This is a genomic window from Streptomyces sp. NPDC054887, assembly GCF_053610585.1.
Map to the genome: position 1 here is coordinate 48,177 of NZ_JBSGYQ010000008.1, position 17,084 is coordinate 65,260.

Annotated in this window: 15 protein-coding genes; 9 read left to right on the forward strand and 6 right to left on the reverse strand. The window is 71.7% G+C overall.

The annotated features are described in order from the left end of the window. Positions 1-69: 69 nt before the first annotated feature. Positions 70-1,035 (reverse strand): NADP-dependent oxidoreductase, encoded by a 966-nt coding sequence (locus ACWGH0_RS06680; protein ID WP_453403059.1) that lies wholly within the window; start codon positions 1,033-1,035, stop codon positions 70-72. 69 nt (positions 1,036-1,104) lie between these two features. On the opposite strand from ACWGH0_RS06680, the gene ACWGH0_RS06685 reads away from it, so the two are divergent. From ACWGH0_RS06685 to ACWGH0_RS06705, 5 genes are all read left to right on the forward strand, one after another. Beyond that, entirely contained in the window at positions 1,105-2,064 is a 960-nt protein-coding gene (locus ACWGH0_RS06685) for a GlxA family transcriptional regulator (protein ID WP_453403060.1), read from the forward strand. Between the two features lie 282 nt (positions 2,065-2,346). Next, positions 2,347-3,042 carry a type 1 glutamine amidotransferase domain-containing protein gene (locus ACWGH0_RS06690; protein WP_453403061.1) on the forward strand — a complete coding sequence of 232 codons (696 nt, stop codon included), beginning with the start codon at positions 2,347-2,349 and terminating at the stop codon, positions 3,040-3,042. 317 nt (positions 3,043-3,359) lie between these two features. Beyond that, positions 3,360-4,682: a S8 family peptidase gene (locus tag ACWGH0_RS06695; protein ID WP_453403062.1), complete on the forward strand. Its 1,323-nt coding sequence runs from the start codon at positions 3,360-3,362 to the stop codon at positions 4,680-4,682. Then, complete coding sequence (locus ACWGH0_RS06700; protein WP_453403063.1) at positions 4,679-4,930, forward strand: hypothetical protein; 252 nt, start codon at positions 4,679-4,681, stop codon at positions 4,928-4,930. Before ACWGH0_RS06695 ends, ACWGH0_RS06700 begins: the two co-directional genes overlap by 4 nt. Before the next feature lie 18 nt (positions 4,931-4,948). Continuing rightward, on the forward strand, positions 4,949-5,311 hold the full coding sequence (locus tag ACWGH0_RS06705) for a DUF952 domain-containing protein (protein ID WP_453403064.1): 363 nt from the start codon (positions 4,949-4,951) through the stop codon (positions 5,309-5,311). A 37-nt stretch (positions 5,312-5,348) separates the two neighbouring features. Here the strand turns inward: ACWGH0_RS06705 and ACWGH0_RS06710 are convergent, their stop codons facing one another. Together ACWGH0_RS06710 and helR are read right to left on the reverse strand one after the other, a co-directional pair. Next, positions 5,349-6,629: a geranylgeranyl reductase family protein gene (locus tag ACWGH0_RS06710; protein ID WP_453403065.1), complete on the reverse strand. Its 1,281-nt coding sequence runs from the start codon at positions 6,627-6,629 to the stop codon at positions 5,349-5,351. 112 nt (positions 6,630-6,741) lie between these two features. Further along, positions 6,742-8,889, reverse strand: coding sequence for an RNA polymerase recycling motor ATPase HelR (gene helR, locus ACWGH0_RS06715; RefSeq protein WP_453403066.1), 2,148 nt, complete (start codon positions 8,887-8,889; stop codon positions 6,742-6,744). 720 nt (positions 8,890-9,609) lie between these two features. Between helR and ACWGH0_RS06720 the strand changes: the two genes are divergently transcribed. Then, on the forward strand, positions 9,610-10,617 hold the full coding sequence (locus ACWGH0_RS06720; protein WP_453403067.1) for an isopenicillin N synthase family dioxygenase: 1,008 nt from the start codon (positions 9,610-9,612) through the stop codon (positions 10,615-10,617). Positions 10,618-10,671: 54 nt separating this feature from the next. Here the strand turns inward: ACWGH0_RS06720 and ACWGH0_RS06725 are convergent, their stop codons facing one another. Both ACWGH0_RS06725 and ACWGH0_RS06730 read right to left on the reverse strand, forming a co-directional pair. Then, positions 10,672-11,091: a VOC family protein gene (locus ACWGH0_RS06725; RefSeq protein ID WP_453403068.1), complete on the reverse strand. Its 420-nt coding sequence runs from the start codon at positions 11,089-11,091 to the stop codon at positions 10,672-10,674. Between the two features lie 10 nt (positions 11,092-11,101). Then, the gene (locus ACWGH0_RS06730; RefSeq protein WP_453403069.1) at positions 11,102-11,557 is read right to left on the reverse strand and encodes a helix-turn-helix domain-containing protein; all 456 of its coding nucleotides are present in this window, start codon (positions 11,555-11,557) and stop codon (positions 11,102-11,104) included. Positions 11,558-11,770: 213 nt separating this feature from the next. Here ACWGH0_RS06730 and ACWGH0_RS06735 point away from each other — a divergent pair, with 213 nt between their 5' ends. The 3 genes from ACWGH0_RS06735 (at position 11,771) to ACWGH0_RS06745 (ending at position 16,398) form a co-directional block, all read left to right on the forward strand. Beyond that, the gene (locus ACWGH0_RS06735) at positions 11,771-14,167 is read left to right on the forward strand and encodes an ATP-binding cassette domain-containing protein (RefSeq protein WP_453403070.1); all 2,397 of its coding nucleotides are present in this window, start codon (positions 11,771-11,773) and stop codon (positions 14,165-14,167) included. Positions 14,168-14,263: 96 nt separating this feature from the next. Further along, positions 14,264-14,539 carry a hypothetical protein gene (locus tag ACWGH0_RS06740; protein WP_453403071.1) on the forward strand — a complete coding sequence of 92 codons (276 nt, stop codon included), beginning with the start codon at positions 14,264-14,266 and terminating at the stop codon, positions 14,537-14,539. Positions 14,540-14,676: 137 nt separating this feature from the next. Next, positions 14,677-16,398, forward strand: coding sequence for a serine/threonine-protein kinase (locus ACWGH0_RS06745; RefSeq protein WP_453403072.1), 1,722 nt, complete (start codon positions 14,677-14,679; stop codon positions 16,396-16,398). A 57-nt stretch (positions 16,399-16,455) separates the two neighbouring features. Here the strand turns inward: ACWGH0_RS06745 and ACWGH0_RS06750 are convergent, their stop codons facing one another. After that, entirely contained in the window at positions 16,456-17,043 is a 588-nt protein-coding gene (locus ACWGH0_RS06750) for a pyridoxamine 5'-phosphate oxidase family protein (protein ID WP_453403073.1), read from the reverse strand. Between the last annotated feature and the right edge of the window lie 41 nt (positions 17,044-17,084).

Here is a 17,084-nt window from a genome sequence, read left to right on the forward strand (position 1 = left end):
TGTGGCACCTATGGGGGCGCTGGAGAGACGGGGTGCTCCGTCCGCACCCCGTCCCTGCCGGCAGGCCGTTCAGGCCGCCGGGGTCTCCTCCACCACCAGCACGATCTTGCCGGTGGTGCGGCCGGTCTCGCCGAGGCCGTGGGCCTTGGCGGCTTCGGCGAGGGGGAAGGTGGCGTCGACGTGGGCGCGCAGGGCGCCGGCCGCCACCAGGTCGGCGATCGCGTTCATTCCGCCGTGGTCGGCCTCGACGAGGAGGGTCTCGACGCGCACGCCCCGCGCGGCCGCCTTCCGCGCCTCTTCCGGGTCCTCTCCGGGCAGCAGCGAGACGAGGATTCCGCCCGGGCGCAGTACGTCCAGGGAGCGGGTGCGGGTGTCGCCCGAGAGGGGGTCGAGCGCCATGTCGATGTCCTGGACGGCCTCGGCGAAGTCGACGGTGCGGTAGTCGACGACCTCGTCGGCGCCGAGCGAGCGTACGAAGTCGTGCTTGGCCGCGCTCGCGGTGCCGATGACGTATGCGCCACGGGACTTGGCGATCTGGACGGCGAGGTGGCCGACCCCGCCGGCGGCCGCGTGGACGAGGACGCGCTGCCCGGCGCTGACCGCGGCGGTGTCGACGATCGCCTGGTGGGCGGTGAGGGCGGCGAGGGGCAGGGCGCCGGCCTGCACGTGGTCGATGCCTGCGGGCTTGCGGGCGAAGGCGCGGGCGGGCGCGGTCACGTACTCGGCGTGGGACCCGACGCCGTAGGGGTACGGCAGCATGCCGAAGACCTCGTCGCCGGGCTTGAAGACCGTCACGCCGTAGCCGACGGCCTCGACGACCCCGGAGACGTCCCAGCCGAGCACGAGCGGGAGGCGGTCGAGGAAGAGGCCCTGCGCGCGGTGCTTCCAGTCGGTCGGGTTGACGCCTGCGGCGCGGACGGCGACCAGGATCTGGCTCGGGCCGGGAGCGGGCCGGGGCACGCGAACTTCCCTCAGTACGTCGGCGGTCCCGTGGGTGTCCTGGCTGATGGCACGCATGGTGGTGGTGTTCGTCATACGTACAGCCTCGCCGGGGTCCGGGTTCCGTACCATGGCATGATTGCCATCTTTCGACAGGATCGTGCCATGGGAAACGCTCACCGTGTGGTCGTACTGGCTCTGGACGGGGTGTACCCGTTCGAGCTGGGCATGCCGAGCCGTGTCTTCGGGGCGGCCGGCGGCCGGTACGAGGTGCTGACGTGCACCGTCGACGGGCGGCCGGTGCGGACCAACTCCGACTTCTCGGTCACCGTCGAACACGGCCCGGAAATCCTGCGTACGGCCGACACCGTCGTCCTCCCGCCGTTCGACACCTCCCGCCTCCAGCGGGAGGCGCCCGCGGCCGTCCTGACGGCGCTCGCTTCCGTGCCGCCCGGCGTCCGCATCGTGTCCATCTGCACCGCCGCCTTCCTGCTCGCGGCCGCCGGGCTGCTCGACGGCCGGCCGGCCACCACGCACTGGGCCGTCGCGGACGTCTTCCGCGACTGGTACCCGCAGGTCGACCTGGATCCGGACGTCCTGTTCGTCGACGACGGCGACGTGCTGACCTCGGCCGGCGCGGCGTCCGGAGTCGACGTCTGCCTGCACCTCGTACGCGAGGACCACGGCAGCGAGGTCGCCAACCGGGTGGCGCGCGCCTGTGTGGTCCCGCCGTGGCGGGACGGCGGCCAGGCGCAGTACATCGAGCAGCCGGTGCCCGGAACCTCCGGGAACGGAACGTCCGCCACCCGCCAGTGGGCGCTGGAGAACCTCCACGAGCCGCTGACCCTGGCCGAACTCGCCGGCCACGCGCGCATGAGCCTGCGCACGTTCGCCCGCCGCTTCCGCGAAGAGGTCGGCATGAGCCCGGGCCGGTGGCTCATCCAGCAGCGCGTCGCCCGGGCGCGGCACCTCCTGGAGTCCACCGACCTGGCGGTGGACGACGTCGCCGGGCAGGTCGGCTTCGCCACCGGCACCTCGCTGCGGCAGCACCTGCACGCCGCCATCGGCGTGACGCCGCTCGCCTACCGGCGGACCTTCCGGGGCGCGACGCCGGCGGGTGTCTGAGCACCGCAGCGGCCGGGGGTCCGAGGGGGCGGGTGCCCGAGCACCGGAGCGGCCGGGGGTGCAAGGGGGCGGGCCGTGACGACGGTATTCCCCGCGACCCATCGGGAACCCGATGTCCGTCATCGGATTCGTCATTGGCCGCCGACGGGCGACCGGGCCTACCTTCGGACACCTCGCCGCACCGGCGAGCCGGACCCGCGTCGTCGGAGCCCGGCGACCGCCGGAGCGTGCGCCCCGCACCCTTCTGGGCCACAGCGGCCCGCGACCTCGGAGTGACCCACCATGTCGAAGATCCTTTTCGTGATGACCGGCGCCGACCACTGGACGCTGGCCGACGGCACCAAGCACCCCACCGGCTTCTGGGCCGAGGAGGCCGTCGCCCCGTACGAGGTGTTCAGGGCCGCAGGTCACGAGATCGTCGTCGCCACGCCCGGCGGCGTCGTGCCGACCGTGGACGGGAGCAGCCTGGCGCCCGAGGTCAACGGCGGCCCGGAGGGGGCCGCCGGGATCGCCGCCGCCCTCGGTTCGTTCACCGAGCTGCGCCGCCCGATAGCCCTCGAGCAGGTGCGTCTCGACGACTACGCCGCAGTGTTCTACCCCGGCGGCCACGGCCCCATGGAGGACCTGGCCGTCGACTCCGCCTCCGGCCGGATCCTCGTCGACGCCCTCGACTCGGGCAAGCCGCTCGCCGTCGTCTGCCACGGCCCGGCGGCGCTCCTGGCCGCCCGCAAGGCCGACGGCTCCCATGCGTTCGCCGGTTACGAGGTGGCCGCCTTCAGCAACGCCGAGGAGACGCAGGCCGGTTTCGCCGACAAGGCGAAGTGGCTGCTGGAGACCCGTCTCGTCGAGGCCGGCGTACAGGTGCGCACGGGTGAGCCGTGGGCGCCGAACGTGCTCGTCGACCGCAACCTGATCACCGGTCAGAACCCCGCATCCTCCGCCCCGCTCGCCGCCGAAGTCCTCAGGAAGCTGGCCTGACGACGCCAGAGGGCCCGCCGGCCGGGAGCAGTCACCCGTCCGCGCCCCGGGGGTTGTCCGTCGCCCCGCGCGGATACGGCGGGAGCCGCGGGCGGCCCCGGTTGCAGGGTGCCGCCCGCGGCGAGACCGTGGAAAGGGGAGCACCGAAGCGGCGACGGCGCTGCGCGCGACGCCACCGCCGGCGGTGGCACGACACCCGGTTGTACTGCGCCGTTACCCGGCAGAACTGTCCCGTCATCTCGTCCTGGCGTTCCAGCGGTCCGCGAATCGGCGTCGGTCCCCGACCCGGAAGAAGCGCACAGGAAGCTGAGAAGGCCATGGTGAACGGACCAATGGGCAGGCGTCCCAATGGAGAGCATCCGGAGCGGGCCGACGCCGACATCACGAAAGTCGCCGAATTCACGGGCCGCTACGTGGTCCTGCTCGACCAGGAGGAGCCGGAGCGCGGCATGGACGCCCTGCGCACCTCCGTCGGCATCTCGTCGGTCGAACACGTCCACGGAGCCGAGGCCGGCGGCGTCGCCGACCTCCTCGAGAACCCCGACACATCGGTGCTCTTCGACGAACTCGGCGTCGCCGTCGTCGAAGTGCAGCCGGACCAGCGCCACTCGCTGGTCACCACGGCCGAGGGCGAGGCGAGCATCGTCGCGGCGGAACCGGAACGCGTCGTCTACGCCTCGGTGATCACAGAGGCGCAGCACACCCTGACCGGCTTCTACCCGACGTACCGCAGCGACGAGGCCGAGGTCGACCGCCACACCATCGCCGGGGCCGCGGGCGCCCTCGGACCGGCCTGGGACGAGCACCAGATGACCTGGGGCATCCAGGCGATCCGTGCCAACTGGTCCCTGATGACCGGGCGCGACGTGAAGATCGCGGTCCTCGACACCGGAGTGGACACCGACCACCAGGACCTGGTCGGCTGCATCGAGGAGGCCGTCTCCTTCGTCCCCGGTCAGAGCGCGGAGGACGGCAACGGCCACGGCACGCACTGCGTCGGCACCGCGGCCTCCCCCGCGGAGAACGGCCGTTACGGGGTCGCCGTCGGCTCCCGCGTGCTGGCGGGCAAGGTGCTCAACAACCGCGGCAGGGGCTCCGACGGCCAGATCCTCGCCGGCATGGCGTGGGCGGTCTCGCAGGGCGCCAAGGTCATCTCCATGTCGCTGGGCGGCCCGGTGGAGCAGGGTGAGCTCTTCCCGCAGACGTACGAGAACGTGGCGCAGCGGGCGCTCCAGCACGGAGTGGTGATCGTCGCCGCGTCGGGGAACGAGAGCCGCCGCCCCGGGTTCATCGCCCCCGTCGGACGGCCCGCCAACTGCCCGTCCATCCTCTCGGTGGGCGCGCTCGGCAAGGACCTGGCGACCGCGTCGTTCTCCTGCGGCGGCATCAACGGCGCGGGCGGACAGGTCGACATCGCGGCGCCCGGCGTCGAGATCTGGTCGGCGGCCCCGGACGGCACGTACCAGACGCTGGACGGCACCAGCATGGCCACGCCGCACGTGGCCGGTGTCCTGGCGATGCTGGCCGAGGCGCACCCCACCGCGTCGGCGACGGACCTCAAGGCACGACTGCTGTCCATGGCGCACCCGCTGCCGCAGCCGGCCCGGGACGTCGGCTCGGGTCTCCTCCAGGCCCCATGAGCGAGCTACCCGGTGGCGGCGTACCGGTCGAGGTCATCGTCTCCCTCGATCCCGACCGGTACGCGCGGACCGTCGAGGACGCCCGCCGGATCGGCCTGGTGGTCACCGGTGAACAACCGGTGCTCGGCTCCCTGTCCGGAACCGTCGCCGAGGACCGGATCCCGGCCCTGCGGGCCGTCGAGGGCATCGAGTCGGTCGACCGTGCCCGCAGCGTACGGCTCCCCCCACCGGACTCGCCCGTCCAGTGACCTCGCTATAACTGGACCATGATCTATCACGTGGTCACGCTCGACGAGTGGCTGGCCGATCCCGACCGCCCCTACGCGCCGGCCTCCCTCGCGAGCGACGGCTTCGTGCACTGTTCCGCCGACGAGAGCACGACGCTCGCCGTCGCGGACGCCTACTTCCGCGACCGGAACGGTCCTCTCATGGCCCTGCTCATCGACGAGGACGGACTCGACACCGGCGTGGAGTGGGAGGGCGCGGGGGGCACTCCGCCCCCCGGCGTCGCCCCCGGCATGGCGTTCCCGCACGTCTACGGGCCCATCAGGCGTGACGCGGTCGCAGGGCTGATGGAGATTCAGCGGGACGACGAGGGCCGCGCCCTCGGCCTCGCGCCCTGGAGCTGAGGGAACCCCGGCCGGCCGAGCCGGACCGGTACGGCGTTCAACCGGCGGGGGTCGCCTTCAGCAGCACACTGATGACACGGTCCAGGGAGTCCTTGCCGTGGGGGTCCGCGAGGTTCGCCCAGAGCTTGAACATCAGCCGCCGTACGGTCGGATTGGGCAGGCTGTTCTTGGCGATGAACCGCATGACGTGCGGATTGCCGAGCGCGTGCACGATGAAGCGCCCCAGGGTGAAGTAGCTGCCCACGGCGCCGTGCAGGACACGCGAGTAGGCGCCGAGGGCGCGTTCGCGCTGCGCGGCGCTCGGCCGGGCCAGCGCCTGGGCGATGACGTCGGCGGCGAGGCGGCCCGACTCCATGGCGTAGTCGATGCCGTCCCCGCTCAGCGGATTGATCGTCCCCCCGGCGTCGCCGGTCAGCAGCATGCCCCGGGTGTACTGCGCGGGGCGCGTCAGGCCGGCCGGCAGCGCGGCGCCCCGGACGGGGCCGGCCGCGTGCTCCTCGCCGATGCGCCAGTCCTCCGGCAGGCGGGCCGTCCAGTCCCTGAGCAGTGCGCGGTAGTCGACGTCGAAGGGCAGGTCGACGCCGAACGTGCCGACACCGACGTTCGAGCTGCCGTCGCCCAGCGGGAAGATCCATCCGTAACCCGGCAGCATCTGCCGGCGCCCCCGTGCGTCCGGGGCCCAGAGATCCACCCACGCCTCCAGGTAGTCGTCGTCGTGGCGGGGCGTGGTGTAGTAGCGGCGTACGGCCACTCCCACGGGGCGGTCCTTGCGCTGCGGCAGCCCCATGGCCACCGCCATGCGGCTGGAAGCGCCGTCGGCGGCGACGACGACCCGGGCGTCGATCTCGCGTGAGCGGTCACCGCACCGCGCGACCACGCCGCGGATCCGGCCAGTGCGCTCGTCCAGCACCGGGCCGGTGACCTTGGTCCCCTCCAGCAGCCGGACGCCGACCGACGCCGCCCGCAGCGCCAGCAGGTGATCGAGGTCCATGCGCGTGCGGACCAGGCCGAAGTCGGGAAAGCTGGCCAGCTCCGGCCACGGGATCTCGACCCTGAGCCCGCCGCCGTAGGCACGCAGCCCCTTCGTACGCACCCAGCCGGGCTGCGCGGGGCTGACGTCGATACCCATGGCGACGAGCTCCTTGACGGCCCGTGGGGTGAGGCCGTCGCCGCACGTCTTGTCGCGGGGAAAGGTCGCCTTCTCCACCAGCAGGACGTCCAGCCCCGTCTGGGCGAGGTAGTAGGCGGCGGCGGACCCCGCCGGGCCCGCCCCCACCACGACGACGTCGGCCGCGTCCCGCACCTGCAGAGCCGTCATGGCGTTCCCTCTTCGCTCGTCCACGTGCCGTTCGACCGGCGGAGAAGGGTTCATTACCCCGTCCGGCGACGGGTCGACCCACCGTTGGTCCGTGAGGGGTACGAGCCCGGAGTCAGGCGCTCGTGAGGACCACCAGTTGCCGGGTCGCCCGGGTCATGGCGACGTAGCGGTCGACCGCCCCCTCGACACCCGTGCCGAACGCCTCCGGATCCACGAGGACGACCAGGTCGAATTCGAGCCCCTTGGACAGCTCGGGGGTCAGCGACCGGACGCGGGGTGTCGTCCGGAACGTGGGATCACCGATGACGCAGGCGGTCCCGTCGGCATGGGCGGCGAGCCAGGCGTCCAGGATCGAGTGCAGATCCGCGGCGGATCCGTGCACGACCGGGACGCCGCTGTTGCGGATGGAGGCCGGCACGTTGGCGTCCGGCAGTTCGGCACGGATGACCGGTGCGGCCTCCGCCATGATCTCCTCCGGGGTCCGGTAGTTGATGCCGAGTGAGGTGAGAACGATCCGGTCGAATCCGACCCGGCCGAGCCGTTCCTCCCACGACTCCGTGAATCCGTGTCTGGCCTGGGCGCGGTCCCCGACGATGGTGAAGCTCCGGGACGGGCAGCGGAGCAGCAGCATCTGCCACTGGGCGTCGGTCAGTTCCTGTGCCTCGTCCACGACGATGTGCGCGAAAGGACCGGCGAGCAGATCCGGTTCTGCGCCGCGCGTCGCCGTGTCGTCGGCGAGGCTGTCCCGCATGTCCTGGCCGCGCAGCATGGTCAGCACCCCCTCGCCGTCGTCGTCGGCTTCGAGAAGGGCGTCGACGACCTTGGTCATGTGCTCCCGGTCGGCGGCCGCGGCGGCGGCGCGCCGGCGCTCGCGTCGTGACGCCTCCGGGTCGCCGAGCCGCTGCCGCGCCGCGTCCAGGAGCGGAAGGTCCGACTCCGTCCACGCCTGTGGGTCCTCGCGCCGCAGCCGCCGCACGTCGTCGGGGCCGAGCCAGGGAGCGCACTTGCGCAGGTAGGCGGGGACCGACCACAGGTCGCCCACGACATCGGCCGCCTCCAGCAGCGGCCACGCCCGGTCGAAGGCCGTGAGCAGTTCCCTGTTCTGCGTCAGCGACTTGCGCAGGAGGTGGGGCGGGACGTCGTCCTCGTGCTTGTCCACCAGGATCGTCAGCAGTTCCTCCCAGACCTGGCCGCGCGCCTCGTTGTGCGGAGTGCCGGGTTCGGCCGCTTCGAACGCCACGGCCCAGTCGTCGGCGCTCAGCCGGACGTCCGACCAGTGGGTCGTCACGGTCATTCCCCTGGCGGGCGGCTCCTCGTAGAACCTGACGGCCGTCTCGATCGCCCGCACCAGGTGCGCGGACGACTTCAGCCGTGCCACGACCGGGTCGGTCTCGACCCCTGCCGAGGCGCCCTCGGCGACGAGGTCCCGCAGGGTGCACGTCTGCACGCCCTCCTCTCCGAGGCTGGGCAGTACGTCGGCGACGTACCCCAGGTACGGCTGGTGCGGGCCGACGAACAGCACGCCGCCCCGGCGGTGACCGAGCCGGGGGTCCGAGTACAGGAGGTAGGCGGAGCGGTGCAGAGCCACGACGGTCTTGCCCGTACCGGGACCGCCGTCGACGACGAGGGCGCCGCGCGACCCCGCGCGGATGATGGCGTCCTGGTCGGCCTGGATGGTGCCGAGCACGTCCCTCATCCGGGGCGAACGGGTACTGCCCAGGCTCGCGATGAAGGCGGACTGGTCGTCGAGCGCGGCGTGCCCGGCGAAGCCGTCCGAGGCGAACACCTCGTCCCAGTAGTCGCTGATCCGGCCCCGGGCCCAGCGGTACCTGCGGCGGCTGGCCAGCCCCATGGGGTTGGCGTGGGTGGCTCCGAAGAACGGCTCGGCCGACGGGGAGCGCCAGTCGAGCAGCAGCCGGCGGCCCGCGCTGTCCGTGAGGCCGATCCGTCCGACGTACACGGGCTCGGGATCGTCGGCGGCGACCATGTGCCCGAGGCACAGGTCCAGCCCGAAGCGGCGCAATGCGCGCAGCCGGGCCGTCAGCCGGTGGACCTCCAGGTCCCGGTCCATCGCCTGGCGGCCCGTGCCCCCGGGGGCCCTGCGCTCGGCGTCGAGGCGGTCGGACACCTCGGCGATCGACTGCTCCAGGCACTCCGCGACGGCCGCGAAGTGCTGCTCGTCGCCCGCGATCAGGGCCGGGTCGGACTTGGGGGAGAGGCGGTCGGGAAGGTCGAACGCGCTGGTGGTCAGGGGGTGCACTCCACAACTCCGATCTGGCGCCGCTTGCGGCTGCGGCGCGGGCGTCCGGTCCGGGTGACGGTCGGGGCGGCCGGGGCGAACGATGCTCCGCCTCGACATGGGTTCCGTGGCCGGGACCGGGGCCGGTTCGGGCGCCGGTGTCCGTCCGTTCCCGTGCTCTGGTGCGGCTTCGAAGGTTCCGCGTGTTTCGGGCAGTTTCGCGCCTCTCGCTCCTGTGAATTGCGGCTACGGCGGACGATTCTGCGGCACGACCGGGGCCTTGCGGCAAGCCCCCCGGCGCGCTATAAGTTGAGAGTGGCAAGGAGGCGGTATTCTCCTTGCCTTTTTTCGTCCCGCATGGCGGAGACCCGGCCCGGCGGGCGGAGCCCCGCCCGGTCCCCAGTGCGGTACGTCGCGAGAGCCGGCGCCGGCCCGCGTGGATTCCGGGCCTCGTCAGCGCCGCAGTGCACCGGCGGCGGTCGGGGCCGTGTGACCGCGGTACGGGCCTCGGGATACCCTCGCGGGGTGACTCTTCTCGTGATGCGCCGACACGTGGACTACGTGCGCGTCACGACCATGAGCTGTCTGCCCCAGGACTGACCTTCCCCTTTCCAACGGTCCTGTAGCGGACGAGCGGTACTCGGGCACACCCCTGCCGACGGCTTTCCGTACCCCCGCGATCCCGCCATCTTCGGGAGCAGGGCCTCGCTTCAGCAGAGACGGAACACCATCATGTCGCGCATGTCGCCCCTTTCCGCCGGCTCGCTGCCGGTCATCGATCTGTCCAAGGCCGACGACCCCGTGGCCCGGGAGGCGTTCCACAAGGAACTGCACGCCGCAGCGCGCGACGTCGGTTTCCTCCATCTGACCGGCCACGGCGTCAGCGCCGAGGAGACCGCCGAAGTACTGCGCCTCACCAGGGAGTTCTTCGCACTGCCGGAGGCCGACAGGCTGGCCGTCAGCAACGTGCGCTCCCCGCACTTCCGCGGCTACACCCGCGTCGGGCACGAACTCACCGGCGGCCGCTTCGACTGGCGCGACCAGCTCGACGTGGGCGCCGAACGGCCCGCACCCGTCGTCGGACCCGGCGACCCGCCGTACCTCTGGCTGGAGGGCCCCAACCAGTGGCCCGCCGCGCTGCCGGAACTGCGTACGGTGGTGCTGGCCTGGCAGGAGCGGCTGGCGGCGGTCGCCCACCGGTTGCTGCGCGAACTGCTGCTCTCCATCGGGGCGCCGGCGGACTTCTTCGACGAGGCGTTCGCCGACCGCCCGCACCTGCACACCAAGCTGATCCGCTACCCCGGATCGGCGCCTTCCGGAAGTGGCCAGGGCGTGGGGGCGCACAAGGACTACGGGTTCCTGACGCTGCTGCTCCAGGACGGGGTGGGCGGTCTCCAGGTCCGTTCCGACGACGGTTTCGTCGAGGTGCCGCCGCTGCCCGGCGCGTTCGTGGTCAACCTGGGCGAGCTGCTGGAAATCGCGACGGACGGCTACCTGTCGGCCACCGACCACCGGGTGGTCAGCCCGCCGGGGGCGGTGGAGCGCTTCTCCGTGCCCTTCTTCTACAACCCGCGCCTCGACGCCGTCATCGGCACCGTCCCGGGTCCCTACCTGAGCGAGGCCCCGGGCATCGCGCACGACCACACGAACCCGCTGCACGCGGAGTACGGCCGCAACGAACTCAAGGGCTGGGTACGGGCCCACCCCGAGGTCGCCCGCCGCCACCACCCCCAACTGATCGGCGAATGACGCAAAGCGGGGTGCGCGCCCCCTCCGGGCAGCGCACCCCGCTCGCCGCGGTCCCTACCGGGAATTGCGGGGCTGGGTGAAGCGGAGCATGTTGCCGGCCGGGTCGCGGAAGGCGCAGTCGCGGACGCCGTACGGCTGGTCGATCGGCTCCTGGAGGACTTCGCCCCCGGCGGCCCGGATCTGTTCGAAGGTGGCGTCGCAGTCGGCGGTGGAGAAGATCACACCGCGCAGCATCCCCTTGGCCAGCAGTTCCGCCATCGCCTGCTTGTCCGCCGGCGAGGCGTTGGGGTCGGCGGCCGGCGGTTCGAGCACGATCTCCACGTCCGGCTGCGCGCGCGACCCGAGGGTCACCCAGCGCATTCCCTCGAACGCGACGTCGTTGCGCACCTCCAGGCCGAGGACGTCTCGGTAGAAGGCCAGGGCCTTGTCATGGTCGTCGACTGCGATGAAGCACTGAGCGAGGTTGATGTCCATGCCTCCGACGCTACGAGGCGGCGCCGGGTTCCGCTTCTCCGATCCTGACCGATCCGGTGCTCCCGACCGGGTCGCCGTTGCGCAGCGGCCGAGTGAGGACCTTGGCCACGCAGGCGGGGATCGCGGCGCCCTCGTCGTGGCGGCGGGCCCGGTACGCGCTCGGGCTCTCGCCCACCAGCTCGGTGAAGCGTGAGCTGAACGAACCCAGCGACGTACATCCGACCGCGAAGCAGACGTCCGTCACACTGAGGTCGCCCCGTCTCAGCAGCGCCTTGGCCCGCTCGACACGGCGGGTCATCAGGTAGCTGTACGGCGTCTCGCCGAACGCGGCGCGGAAGCTGCGGGAGAAGTGCCCCGGTGACATGAGGGCGACCTTGGCCAGCGCCGGAACGTCCAGCGGCTGCGCGTAGTCGCGGTCCATCGCGTCGCGTGCGCGCCGCAGTCGTACGAGATCCTCAAGCGTCACGCCCACCAGCATCGCACGGACCGGGACGCCCGTCCGGCCGGTCGGCCGGGTCCGGCGCGGGCAGGCGCCACGACCCGGACGACACCGCCGACGGGACGGCGGACCGCCGCAGCGACCGGTCCGGCGAAGGAGAACCGGAGATACTGGCTCGCGTAGATCGAAGTCTCGACGCAGGCGGAGAGCGCGAAGGCGCCCGTAACAGAGGGAGACGTGATGAGCAGGGTCACGAGGACGGACACGCGGTCGGCCGGTCCGCATGTCGCCGACAGCCATGACCTGATCCGCGTGCACGGCGCGCGCGAGAACAACCTCAAGGACGTCAGCATCGAGATCCCCAAGCGCCGCCTGACGGTCTTCACCGGTGTCTCGGGCTCGGGGAAGAGCTCGCTGGTGTTCGACACGATCGCCGCGGAGTCGCAGCGCCTGATCAACGAGACCTACAGCGCGTTCGTGCAGGGCTTCATGCCCACGCTGGCCCGGCCCGAGGTCGACGTACTCGAAGGTCTGACGACCGCGATCATCGTCGACCAGCAGCGCATGGGCGGCGACCCCCGTTCCACGGTCGGCACCGCCACCGACGCCAACGCGATGCTGCGCATCCTCTTCAGCCGGCTGGGGAAACCGCACATCGGCCCGCCCGGCGCGTACTCCTTCAACGTCGCCTCGGTCACCGCGAGCGGCGGGTTCAGAGTCGAGCGCGGCGCCGAGAAGACCAAGACGGAGAAGGTCACCTTCAGCCGCACCGGCGGCATGTGCACCCGCTGCGAGGGCCGGGGCGCCGTCTCCGACATCGACCTCACGCAGCTCTACGACGACTCCAAGTCGATCGCGGAGGGCGCCTTCACCATCCCCGGCTGGAAGTCGGACAACGTGTGGACCGTGGGGATCTACGCCGAGTCGGGCTTCCTCGACCCGAACAAACCGATCCGCAGATACACCAAGAAGGAGATGCAGGACTTCCTCTACCGTGAGCCAACCAAGGTCAAGGTCAACGGCGTCAACCTCACCTACGAGGGGCTGATCCCCAAGATCCAGAAGTCGTTCCTCTCCAAGGACAAGGAGGCGATGCAGCCGCACATCCGGGCGTTCGTGGAGCGGGCCGTCACCTTCACCACGTGCCCCGAGTGCGACGGCACCCGGCTCAGCGAGGCCGCGCGGTCCTCGAAGATCGACAAGATCAGCATCGGCGACGCCTGCGCGATGCAGATCAGCGACCTCGCCGAGTGGGTGCGCGGCCTCTCGGACCCGACGGTCGCGCCGCTGCTCACCGCGCTCCAGCACACCCTCGACTCGTTCGTGGAGATCGGCCTCGGCTACCTTTCGCTGGACCGGGCCTCGGGCACGCTGTCCGGCGGCGAGGCGCAGCGGGTCAAGATGATCCGCCACCTCGGCTCCTCGCTCACCGATGTCACGTACGTCTTCGACGAGCCCACGATCGGCCTGCACCCGCACGACATCCAGCGGATGAACAACCTGCTGCTGCGCCTGCGGGACAAGGGCAACACGGTGCTCGTCGTGGAGCACAAGCCGGAGACGATCGCGATCGCCGACCACCTCGTCGACCTCGGTCCGGGCGCGGGAACGGGAGGCGGCACCGTCTGCTTCGAGGGCACCGTCGAGGGGCTGCGGGCCAGCGACACCGTCACCGGCCGCCACCTGGACGACCGGGCGTCCCTCAAGGAGACCGTCCGCGAGTCGACCGGCGCACTGGAGATCCGTGGCGCGTCGGCACACAACCTGCGCGACGTCGACGTCGACATCCCCCTCGGGGTGCTGTGCGTGGTCACGGGTGTGGCCGGCTCCGGCAAGAGCTCCCTCGTGCACGGGTCGATCCCCGCGGGCGAGGGCGTGGTGTCGGTCGACCAGGCCCCCATCCGGGGTTCGCGCCGCTCCAACCCGGCCACGTACACCGGTCTGCTCGACCCCGTCCGCAAGGCGTTCGCCAAGGCCAACGGTGTCAAGCCGGCGCTCTTCAGCGCGAACTCCGAGGGCGCCTGCCCCAACTGCAACGGGGCCGGCGTCATCTACACGGACCTGGCGATGATGGCCGGGGTGGCGATCCCGTGCGAGGAGTGCGAGGGCAAGCGGTTCCAGGCAGCGGTGCTGGAGTACCGCCTCGGCGGCCGTGACATCAGCGAGGTGCTCGCGATGTCGGTGACCGAGGCGGAGGCGTTCTTCGCCGCCGGCGAGGCGCGCACACCGGCCGCGCACAAGATCCTCGACCGGCTCGCCGACGTCGGCCTCGGCTACCTCACCCTCGGCCAGCCGCTGACCACCCTCTCCGGCGGCGAGCGGCAGCGGCTCAAGCTGGCGACGCACATGGGCGACAAGGGCGGCGTGTACATCCTCGACGAGCCGACCACCGGCCTGCACCTCGCCGACGTCCAGCAACTGCTGGGCCTGCTCGACCGGTTGGTCGACTCCGGCAAGTCCGTGATCGTCGTGGAGCACCACCAGGCGGTCATGGCGCACGCCGACTGGATCATCGACCTCGGCCCGGGCGCCGGCCACGACGGCGGCCGGATCGTCTTCGAGGGCACGCCCGCCGACCTGGTCGCCGCCCGCTCCACGCTCACCGGCGAGCACCTGGCGGCCTACGTCGGCGCCTGACCGCGGGCGTTCCCGTGGTCCGGGTGTGGCCGGAGTGAACCTCCGCCACACCCGGACCGGACCCCGTTGTCGGTGGTGGCTGGGAGGCTTGGGGACATGGACAGGGACGAGGAGTTGCTGCGCGGCCGGATCTACGGCCAGGACCACGACGACCCCCGGCGCGGACCGCGGCCGGGACGGGAGTACGCCGAGCTGGTCGGCGGACCGCTGGACGGCCTGCTGCTCGACATCACCGGATGGGCGGCCGACCGGACCGACAGCGGTGTCGCCCTGGAGACGGAGCTGGGGCAATTCGGGGCCGGCGGACGGGCTCTGTACGATCCCCGCCCCGGCGACCCCTGCCGTTGGGACTGGTCGGGGGACGCTCCCTGAACGCCTCGCACCGCGCGTCGGCAGGGCGGCCCGTACGCCCCGTAAGACGCTTCCGTCCGCCTCGTCCTCCCGGGCCTGCGGCCGTTGCCCGAAGGGCGGTGCGGGCGGCGGGCGCGCTGCTCGTAAGCTGACCCGCTATGGACACCAAGGAGGCCGGCAGACGGCCGATCGACGGCCGGTTCGAACTGCTGGGCAGGCTCGGCAGCGGCGGCATGGGCACCGTGTGGCGGGCCCGGGACATCGTGCTGCACCGCGAAGTCGCGCTGAAGGAAGTACGTGCGCCCGACCCCGCGACGGCGGAGGCCGACCCGGCCAGGGCGCGCATGCTCAGCGAGCGCGTGCTGCGTGAGGCCCGGGCACTCGCCCGGCTCGCCCATCCCCATGTGGTCACCATCCATCACATCGTGGACTCGTCCGACGGCCCCCACCCGTGGATCGTCATGGAGCTGGTGCCGGGGCAGTCCCTGCACGAACGCCTGGCCCAGGGCCCGTTGAGCGTCGCCGAGGCGGTCACCGTGGGGCGCGGCGTGCTGTCCGCGCTCCGGGCCGCGCACGGCGCGGGCATCCACCACCGGGACGTGAAGCCCGCCAACGTCCTTCTGCGCCCCGACGGCAGTCCTGTTCTGACCGACTTCGGCATCGCCGTACTCCGCGAGTCGACCAGCCTCACCGCCACGGGCGACCTCATCGGCTCGCCCGAGTACATCGCGCCCGAACGCATCCGCGGCGAGGAGGGCAACCCCGCCTCCGACCTGTGGTCCCTCGGCATGCTGCTCTACACCGCCCTTGAGGGATGGCACCCGTTGAGGCGCGACACGAGCCTGTCGACGCTGGTGGCCGTCCTCGACGAGCCGATACCCCCGCCGGTGCGCTCGGGCCCCCTCGCCCCGTTCCTCGACGCCGTGCTCACCCGGGACGCCTCGGCGCGCCCGGACGCCGCCCGGCTGGAGCAGATGCTCGTCGACGCCGGGCGCGGGGCCGAGTCCGCTCCTCCGACGGCCGCGCCGTGGCCCGCGCCGCCCGCCGTTCCCCAGGCCGCGACCGTGCACGACGTCCCGGGGCGGCCCGTGCCGTCCTGGCCGTCGAGCGCCCATCCGGCGACCCCGTCGTCCGGCTTCGGCCCTCCGCCGCAGCCCGGCACGGTTCTCGACAACCCGTCGTACCGCCCCTCGTCCCCCGGGGCACGGAAACGGTGGACCGTGCCCCTGCTGACCGCCGCGTTGCTGGCCACGGCGACCGTGGCGGTGCTGAACGCCCTGCCCTTCGACAGCGGTCTGTTCGGTGGGGACCAGCGGAAGGATTCCGCCTCCACGGCGGGCGTCACCGGCGGCGGGGACAGCCCGGACACGACGGAGCGCAAGGACGTCAAACAGCCGGCGCAGGCGTCACTGCCGCCGTCCAAGCAGACGAAGAACCTCCTCGCACCGGACAGCGCGCGGAAGGCGATCGCGGCGCTCAAGGCGAAGACGGGTACGACGAAGTTCTTCGAGTTCACCGTCTACAAGGAGTACGCGATCGCCAACGTGCCGGTCGCGGGAAGCGGGTCGAAGTACGACCGTTACGTGTACCGGAACGGCTACGCCGCGAAGGAGGGCCCCGGCGGCACCGCCATCGGTACGGAGGAAGGCCCGATCGACGTCAGCAAGGTCGACTGGGACAAGCTGCCCGCGCTCATCGGGAAGGCCGACAAGGAGCTCGGCATCAAGCAACCGACGATGCGTTACGCCATCGTGCGCGGTCCGGTGTTCGAGAGCGTGCCGACCATCAACATCTACCTCATCGACGAGTACAGCTCGTCCGGATACCTCGTCGCCGATTTCGACGGCGCGGTGCTGAACACCTTCGAAGCCCAGAACTGAGCACACCGTGGAGCCGGTACGACACCAGGCGTCGTACCGGCCGGACGGTCGAGGTGCTCAGAAGTTGCTGGGCGGCAGCGGAAGAGGCAGACCGGGCAGACCGTCGATGCTCTGCGCGATGTGGTCCTTTTTGGCGAAGTACGCGCTCAGCGAGGCGTCGTCCTCGCGCGAGAAGCGCTTGCCGTGCAGGTCGCGGTCCTCGTCGTACGACATGAACGGCACCCCGTAGCCGCAGGAGTCACGGACGAGTTCGGCCGTCACGACGATGATCGCGCGCAGCCCGTGCAGGGCCGGGTCGATGTCGGGGAAGTGTGCGAGGAGTTCCTCGAAGCGCGGGTCGTCGCGGAAGACGGGCTCGCCCCGGCCGTGCACGCGAACGATGTTGGGCGGTCCCTGGAAGGCGCACCACATCACCGTGATGCGGCCGTTCTCCCGCAGGTGTGCGACGGTCTCGGCCGTGCTGCCGGCGAAGTCGAGATAGGCGATCCGCTCCTCGTCGAGCACCGCGAAGGAGCCCTTGAGGCCCTTGGGGGAGAGGTTGACCGTTCCGTCTCCGGCCAGTGGGGCGGTCGCGGTGAAGAATATCGGCTGCTGCTCTATGAAGGTGCGCAGCCGGCCGTCGATGCGTTCGTAAGTCTTTCCCATGCCTAAGAATTATGTGCGGAAACTCTTCGCATGTCTAACGA

Coding starts and splice junctions, on each gene's coding strand:
- ACWGH0_RS06680 (WP_453403059.1), bottom strand. CDS start 1,035: ATGACGAACACCACCACCATGCGTGCCATCAGCCAGGACACCCACGGG.
- ACWGH0_RS06685 (WP_453403060.1), top strand. CDS start 1,105: ATGGGAAACGCTCACCGTGTGGTCGTACTGGCTCTGGACGGGGTGTAC.
- ACWGH0_RS06690 (WP_453403061.1), top strand. CDS start 2,347: ATGTCGAAGATCCTTTTCGTGATGACCGGCGCCGACCACTGGACGCTG.
- ACWGH0_RS06695 (WP_453403062.1), top strand. CDS start 3,360: ATGGTGAACGGACCAATGGGCAGGCGTCCCAATGGAGAGCATCCGGAG.
- ACWGH0_RS06700 (WP_453403063.1), top strand. CDS start 4,679: ATGAGCGAGCTACCCGGTGGCGGCGTACCGGTCGAGGTCATCGTCTCC.
- ACWGH0_RS06705 (WP_453403064.1), top strand. CDS start 4,949: ATGATCTATCACGTGGTCACGCTCGACGAGTGGCTGGCCGATCCCGAC.
- ACWGH0_RS06710 (WP_453403065.1), bottom strand. CDS start 6,629: ATGACGGCTCTGCAGGTGCGGGACGCGGCCGACGTCGTCGTGGTGGGG.
- ACWGH0_RS06720 (WP_453403067.1), top strand. CDS start 9,610: ATGTCGCCCCTTTCCGCCGGCTCGCTGCCGGTCATCGATCTGTCCAAG.
- ACWGH0_RS06725 (WP_453403068.1), bottom strand. CDS start 11,091: ATGGACATCAACCTCGCTCAGTGCTTCATCGCAGTCGACGACCATGAC.
- ACWGH0_RS06735 (WP_453403070.1), top strand. CDS start 11,771: ATGAGCAGGGTCACGAGGACGGACACGCGGTCGGCCGGTCCGCATGTC.
- ACWGH0_RS06740 (WP_453403071.1), top strand. CDS start 14,264: ATGGACAGGGACGAGGAGTTGCTGCGCGGCCGGATCTACGGCCAGGAC.
- ACWGH0_RS06745 (WP_453403072.1), top strand. CDS start 14,677: ATGGACACCAAGGAGGCCGGCAGACGGCCGATCGACGGCCGGTTCGAA.
- ACWGH0_RS06750 (WP_453403073.1), bottom strand. CDS start 17,043: ATGGGAAAGACTTACGAACGCATCGACGGCCGGCTGCGCACCTTCATA.